The organism is Shewanella sp. c952 (assembly GCF_019654975.1).
In the GTDB taxonomy this organism is placed as follows: domain Bacteria; phylum Pseudomonadota; class Gammaproteobacteria; order Enterobacterales; family Shewanellaceae; genus Shewanella.
In genome coordinates, this window is record NZ_BPEW01000065.1 from 1 (window position 1) to 7,286 (window position 7,286).

At 39.5% G+C, this 7,286-nt stretch carries 4 protein-coding genes; 1 reads left to right on the forward strand and 3 read right to left on the reverse strand.

Going from position 1 to position 7,286, the window contains the following annotated elements:
* Window positions 1-93: 93 nt before the first annotated feature.
* The gene (locus tag K5R16_RS21725) at window positions 94-1,776 is read right to left on the reverse strand and encodes a thiamine pyrophosphate-binding protein (protein ID WP_220740465.1); all 1,683 of its coding nucleotides are present in this window, start codon (window positions 1,774-1,776) and stop codon (window positions 94-96) included.
* A 627-nt stretch (window positions 1,777-2,403) separates the two neighbouring features.
* Window positions 2,404-3,513 (reverse strand): nitrilase-related carbon-nitrogen hydrolase, encoded by a 1,110-nt coding sequence (locus tag K5R16_RS21730; protein ID WP_220740467.1) that lies wholly within the window; start codon window positions 3,511-3,513, stop codon window positions 2,404-2,406.
* A gap of 821 nt (window positions 3,514-4,334) precedes the next feature.
* Between K5R16_RS21730 and K5R16_RS21735 the strand changes: the two genes are divergently transcribed.
* The gene (locus K5R16_RS21735; protein WP_220740469.1) at window positions 4,335-5,159 is read left to right on the forward strand and encodes a cobalamin-binding protein; all 825 of its coding nucleotides are present in this window, start codon (window positions 4,335-4,337) and stop codon (window positions 5,157-5,159) included.
* A gap of 71 nt (window positions 5,160-5,230) precedes the next feature.
* On the opposite strand, the gene K5R16_RS21740 is transcribed toward K5R16_RS21735, so the two are convergent.
* Window positions 5,231-7,054: a hypothetical protein gene (locus K5R16_RS21740; RefSeq protein WP_220740471.1), complete on the reverse strand. Its 1,824-nt coding sequence runs from the start codon at window positions 7,052-7,054 to the stop codon at window positions 5,231-5,233.
* Window positions 7,055-7,286: the final 232 nt, after the last annotated feature.

The window sequence follows — 7,286 nt, forward strand, 5'->3', positions numbered from 1 at the left end:
GTTATGTTGGTTTTTATTTTAATATTCATGGCGAATGGTATTCGCCATGAATATTTGGTTAGTTTTAAATTAGTGATTCAATACTCCACTAAATTAATGTTTTAATGCTCCACTAAACTTGATGTTAAATTCAGCTGAATCATTTGGGTCAAGCATAATTCGAACAATGTTAACGCCTTTTGGTGTTTCCAACTGATCAAATACTTTTTGCATATCAGCTTCGGTTTTTACAACATAACTATGTATATCAACACCCTCTGTACCACCAAGTGCTTCACCTAGCTTTTCATATTTCCATACGGCAATGTCATTATAAGAGCGATGTTTACCAGGTTTGATCGCTCGTTCTGCACCGTAACCCGCGTTATCTAATACGAACAAAGCAAGATCTTTCTTATGTTCTATGAGTGTCGCTAGTTCTTGGCCTGTCATGGTAAAAGCACCTTCGCCTGAGATACACACTGAGCGAGCAGATTTTTCTTCGTTAGCCATGTTTGCACCAACGTAAATACCAAACCCTGCGCCGAGAGAGCCCCAGTTTCCACAACCCTCGAATTGAGTGCCTGCTGGAAATTCAGCTTGAGAGCCATTAATGTGGCCGCCCGTGTCACCATAAACCATATCGTTTGGTTTCAGGTAGTTGGCAAACTGAACGAACAGGCGATCGATAGTGATATCGGCATCGGTCGCTACAAACTTGTCTTTGCGTTCAAAAACAAATTTACGCTTATCAGCAATTTCTAACTCCCCTTTAGGAATATCCATCACAATTTGGTTTAACTTTGGTAAGAACTCACGTAAATATACTTCGTCGTATCGCTTACCGTTGATCTCTACATAGTTCTGTCTAATCCAGATAACATCTTGGTTGTTACCCATTGTTGAAGAGAAGACTCCTGTGTCAAACTCGTTGTAAGTCATACCGAGGCCAATTGCTACATCAGCATTGGTCATCATATCAACCGTATAATCTTGGCTTGTTGTACCTAAAAAAGTACCTACTGAATTTGGATGAGCATCAAAGTCACCCATTTTGCATACAAATGTAGTTGATACGCAGGCATTTAGACGGTCAACTAAAGTTAATCCCTCATCAATCATGCGTTCGCGCTTTAGTAGGTGACCAGTAACGATACTTCTGGTTTTACTATTACTTATAATTTCATAAGCATCTTTAAGTGCTTTGGTCATATTGGTTTTAGAAGACTGATTTAACATTAAATCTAGAGGATGATCGGGAGCATCAACCAACTGAGTTTGAATGTCATATGGGAGCTCAAGATAAACCGGCTTTTTCGCTTGTATTGATTTTCGTAGTAGATTGTCAATTTCGTACGCTGCCGTGCTTTGTTTCTCAAGACGCTTGCTACCAACAGTAAAGTTACTAAATACTCGAAGGTTGAAATCAAAATCAGTTCCTACTACATGGTGGAGTAGTTTCTCAGTAGGTGTATTAATAACCTCAACAGTTGGAGCACCTGCAATGACAATCATTGGTGAGTCGTCTGCATAGGCACCAGCCACAGCATTAGTGCAACTTAGTGAGCCGACACCAAATGTAACGGCCATTGCGCCAAAACCATTTTCTCTAGAGTAGCCATCAGCTGCGTATGAACCATTCAGTTCGTTTCTTGTGAGTACATGTTGTACACCGTGAGGCTGATCGATTAGTTCATCAAAGAATGGCAGCACATAGTCACCAGGAATACCGAAAAGGTGATTAACGTTAAGCTCTTTTAGTCGCATTAATAGATATGTTGAGATTGTTACTTTCATAATGTTTACCTGTTTATTAAGTTAAAGTTGTATCGATTTGATGAAGCTATTTTTATCTTTTTTACGTATATAAGAAATAACCAATACAGAGAGTCCGAATCCCATTTTTGATAACAAGACGTAAAACTGCAATGTGACGGGAGAAATACTCAGGCTAAAATCAGCTATATACTGTTTATAAATCAGAGACTTTCTGTTATTTATCATCGCTTAAATAAAATGCTTTTGATTTATTTGACTGTGGGGGGAGTTTATAGCTCTGTTGTTTATAGCTCTTTTTTATAGCTCTTTTTATATGGTTCTATTTACTATCAATTAAAACTTGGTTGTTGATATTAACTACCGATGATTAACTTTTCTTTTATTTTGAGTTCCTAAGTGCTTTTTGAATTTTATAATTGTCATTGTAAGCGCTTGTTTATTGTTTCTGTGGAGGGGGGATGATTATGATCTCTGATAAAAGTTATTTATGATCACGAAAACCCTAGATATGAAAATCATATCTAGGGTTTTGTTTTTATCCATTTTATGCATGTGAATTAAGTTGCTATCACCGAGTACTATGATGATAGCTATATTTTTAGCTTGCCTAATCTATGTGTTTAAATCGATATGTTGGCAGATTATTTAATCTTCCTTGGGTATCGACCCAACAATTCTATCTTCCCAGCCTGGTGCAGAAGGTGCTGTGAATACTCCACGTTCTAACATTAGTTTCACTTGACCATTGAGTACTTCCTTAGTGTAACTTTCTGCATTATATGCTGTGCCGTTTGCATTCATATTTGCTGGCAAAATTTGCTTACTATAGATAGGCGCAATAATTTCCGCTCGAAGATCTTTTATCCACCCCATAATCGGGCTAGTGATTCTAAATTCACGTAATTGCTCAATATTAACTGTACCAGCTACAAAAGATTTATTAGGTGATTGCTTTTCTGCAATAATATTTCCTGTGTAATCAATAAGGTGTGATGCTCCGCCCATAATATCAATAGGTGATGTTTCATCAATTGCAGCATTTCCACCTAAAACTCCAAGTACATACATGGTGTTATTTAAGGCATGAGCTCTGTTTTGAATTTCAAATTTCCCAGCGATTGGAGCAGGTAAACTCACTCTGATAAGCAGTTCTCCGCCATTCATAGCAATGCCACGTACGTATTCAGGGTAAGAACCATCCATTGCCATAGCGAAGCCTATTTTACCTATTTCAGTATCAGCTACAGGATAAAAAGCATCTAAGCCGTTACCTCGTTCCTCTACCCACTGATCTAATACATCATGAGGTGTTGTTGAGTGCTCAGATGGGTAAAGCACAGTATTTTTATAATGTTGTAATACAACTTCACCTTTAGGGCTTAATAGTATGTTTTGATTGAAAAACCGATCTTGGTATTTGTCATCATATGTTCTGGCTTGGAATGCAAGATAAACATTTAGTTCAATAGCTAACTCTTTTAACTGCTGGACTTCAGGGCCGTCAACACTAATAGCAATAGAGCTAATATAATCTTTTGCTGACATATCATGAACTTCATCATTAAACCCTTGTAGAGCACCTTCTGTTAAAGTAATAAGTTTTACGGGTAGCTCAAATTCAGAGAAGAATTTAGCTGTTCGTGCTATATTTGATATTTCATCAATAATTGCCGGAATTTCACTTCGGTGATTGATAAACTTTGTTTCAGACGTAATACCAACAGCTGTATAAGGTGCAATGTAACTTGATTTCATGATTGTAATCCTATTTGATGTTATATAAGCTTTTATGTGGCTTATAATGTGTTTATTTGTTTTCGGTATTTACCGAGGTGTTCAATATTGTTTTATCGTAATTATTACTAAAAGCGTAAACTTTTATTTTGGTAACTTCATGGTTTTATGCTTGGCTGTATAAAATGGTCGTTAATGTCTTGATCATGTTTATATGCGGCTGCATATGAGTTAATTTAGATGGCATGCAATGTTTGCTCTGCTATTTAATTAATCTCATGTCGTTTCGATGGAGCTATTATTATACTTTGGGTGTATAGAAGAAATCCCCAATTTGAAAAGTCCGAATCCCATTATTGATAACAAGTGGTGCGACTCTGCAGAGAATCTGGCTAGATAGGCTTAACTGTTTCTTGCTGTCTCGTATTGGCTGTTTCATATTTTTAGCTTAATTCAATGCTTTAGCCTGTATATGGGAGACGTTTATAATATTGTCATCAGTTTTTAACACGATGAATAAGGGACTTTTCGAGTATGAAGTTATGGTAAAAAGAACCCATTGTCAGCCATTATTGATTAACTCTGTAATATCACTAGGTAATCAGTAAGTGTTTTAAGGCTAAAGGTGATTGCCGTTTTTTCTACTTAGCTTTAGTACATATAGCGGTAAACAGTGCTTATTGAGTTTGATAGCACTGCGATATTGCTTCAATCAGTATTGTGTTTAGGCTATATCGCAGCCGATGTTGGCACTTAGAGATAAAATAAGTCACTAGGAATGAGACTAAGTAGCGCTTATCATGCTCAATACTTCAATTGAGAACCTCTTTAAAAAGGACTTTATGAAAATCTTGTGTAAATCACTTGTGGCGTTGAGCCTATTTATCTCTGCAGCATCTTTCGCGGCTGAACCAGCAAAGCGTATTGTTGCTTTATCTCCCCATGCGGTAGAGATGTTGTACGCCATAGGTGCTGGCGATTCGATTGTCGCAACAACCGACCATGCCGATTACCCCGAGGCAGCGCTTAAAATTCCTCGTATTGGTGGTTATCACGGCATTCAAATAGAACGAGTGCTTGAGCTTAACCCTGACTTGGTTGTGGTGTGGGGTGGCGGTAATAAAGCGGAAGATATCCAGCGAATAAAAGAGTTAGGCTTTGAAGTTTTCGACAGTACCCCTAAAACGCTAGGCGCTGTTGCTGATGAGCTAGAAGCGCTTGGTGAACTAACGGGTAATCAAGTACAAGCAGCTGCAGCAGCCCTGTCATATCGACAAGAGTTAACTCGTTTACAGCGAGTAAACTTGGCTAAGCCTGAGGTGAAGGTCTTCTATCAACTATGGTCTACACCTTTAATGACGGTTGCAAAAAATAGCTGGATCCAACAGATTATTGCAGTGTGCCATGGCGATAATGTTTTTGTAGACTCAGCCAATGAATACCCGCAAGTTAGCCTAGAAACGGTATTGCTCAAAATGCCAGAGGTGATCTTGCAAAGTCAGGACGAGGGCAACATTCAAGGAATTGATTGGAAGCAGTGGCCAGAGATCCCGGCTGTGAAGCAACAACATATCTACCAGTTAAATGCAGACTTACTGCACCGAGCCGCACCGAGAGCTTTGCTTGGTGTAGAAGCTTTATGCGAGGCATTAGATAAAGCTCGATAGGTTAGTGTGATTTAAATAATGATTAAAAAATAGCGCCCAAGGGCGCTATTTTTATTGGGGATGAAAGCAAGTTAAAGCTTTAAAAATGACTCTCTTTCTTGCTGACATTTTGCCAACTTAGCCTTCAAAGATGCTAGTGAATGACTCAGATCTCTTTTTCTATCCTTACTAAAGCCTCTGGCGAGCAAAATGACAAATATAAAGAACACAGTAAATACACCCATTGGTAAAAGGTAAGCTGGAATGGAGAGTTCATTAGCAAAGCCAAGCATACTGCCCAATATGTCATGGGGGACGAAGTTGGCAGCCAAATCCACTAACTCATTAAAATAAACGCTGCAACCAATCGCTAAAGCAAACATCAGAAATACAAAGGTCTGGCTTTTAGCTGAGACTCTGCTCCATTGCGTGACAGACTCTGGCTGTATAAGGTTATCTTTACTGATGTTGTAGTAAAACTCATCATAATCTAGCTGCTCTGCTTTTCCTTCTAGGCGGCTGCTACCTAGCATTATCCAGTCGCCTACATCTGCTGTGGAGAGTAGCGATCTTGCCGCTTTATAGGTTTGTATTTTACCTTCAGGTGTTTCAATGGTGAGCTCGCCATACAAGTTGGAGTTTCTTTGCCTGTGGCTTGTGGTCTCGGTTCGGTACTCTGAACGTACCGTTGAACCATAGCCATTGGTATAGTCGGTGCGAGTGGTGCTGGTGTAAGTGTTGGTACTATCGTTAACACTGGTTTCGACCTCTTTATCGGTCACTCGCACGATAGAAGATGAGGTGGCAATTGTGCAGGCGTAGTTCTTAGCAAAAATATGCTTATTTTCAAATGAATGGCTGTCATAACCTATAAATGCTTCGCAGACTTGGCGGATCTTGTCTCGACGAGTGATACGCTTTCCTGCAGCTTTACTTATAGGGGTTACGTTACCAGCTGTGGCTGCCAGTGCATGAGACTGCTGTGATAATTCACTATCATTAGCTATTGCTGTATCGCTACTTGAAGTCACTTCCGTCAATAAAGGTGGCTGATCTATCTCGGCAGGCTCTTGAGGCTGACCGCAACAATGGCAATAGTGATATGCGCTATCTACTAATTGCTCACAATTGATGCAGTAAACATCGTCATTATTAGCTGCACGACCGCGTTTGTCATAACCCATTTGGGTAATCGATACCCCTAAGATCCGTTTAACGGTGCGTTTTATCTCAAGTAATCTGGCACTTTCAGTTTCAAACTTATTGGTTTTGCTATTAATTCTAAATGCTGAGCCTATGACAGTAACTGCTGCGGTAATAAAACCTGCCACTTCGAACGTATAGAACTCCGCAAAGGCTGCGGGCATTGATACCAGTGCAGCGAGGAAAAATGTACTGAAAACGGTTCCAAACTTTGAAAAGTCCTCAACCTCATAGGCGGGTTCCAGAATCGATTCCTGCCCTGCGTTGCGGTGGAAAACGACACCCGTGGCTGCTTGATTGTGAGTCACTATTTGGCGGTCACTCTTGTCGGCAAGTTGGTAATGTAGGAAATAGCCAGTGGGTTGTAAAAAGGTGATGATGTCACCTTTTGAGACACTATCTAGTGAACTGTCTTCAGAGCTGACACTGATGGTTTTCTCTTGACCTTGTTCATTGTTAAGCGTTAAAAACCAGTAGGAGTAATACAAGGTCTGGCTGTCTTTACCTCCACTGCGATGGACGCGCTTATAGTGATGCGTTTTTTCTACCCACCCTGTATATATGCTTGCCTCTGGGCAGTAGGTTTTCAATTCATCTAGTATATCGGGGATACACTGTTCTACAGGTGTAATGGTTAGAGGGTTATCTATTTTATCGCCGCAATCTGGGCAGAAATTGTCGCTGATGAATAGTGGGCTAGTACAGTGCTGCATTTATAATCCTTTATATACTGTTATGTCCTAAAAGCTCGATTTTTTCAGTGAGCCCAAAGTGCTATAGAAGCATTTTAATTGTTGCTCGAGTTATCTTAGCTATTATTGTTTTTGCAATATAAATGTCAATGAAATTAGTGGTTTTTGTTGAGGTTTAACGAATTTTGTTTGAGTGATGTGATGATGGTCTTGATCGTTATTTTTGTCATGAAGAAAGCTGAGACATCTGCTC

Excerpts from the sequence above, each read along its gene's own strand:
- K5R16_RS21725 (WP_220740465.1), bottom strand. The coding sequence starts at position 1,776 with ATGAAAGTAACAATCTCAACATATCTATTAATGCGACTAAAAGAGCTT.
- K5R16_RS21730 (WP_220740467.1), bottom strand. The coding sequence starts at position 3,513 with ATGAAATCAAGTTACATTGCACCTTATACAGCTGTTGGTATTACGTCT.
- K5R16_RS21735 (WP_220740469.1), top strand. The coding sequence starts at position 4,335 with ATGAAAATCTTGTGTAAATCACTTGTGGCGTTGAGCCTATTTATCTCT.
- K5R16_RS21740 (WP_220740471.1), bottom strand. The coding sequence starts at position 7,054 with ATGCAGCACTGTACTAGCCCACTATTCATCAGCGACAATTTCTGCCCA.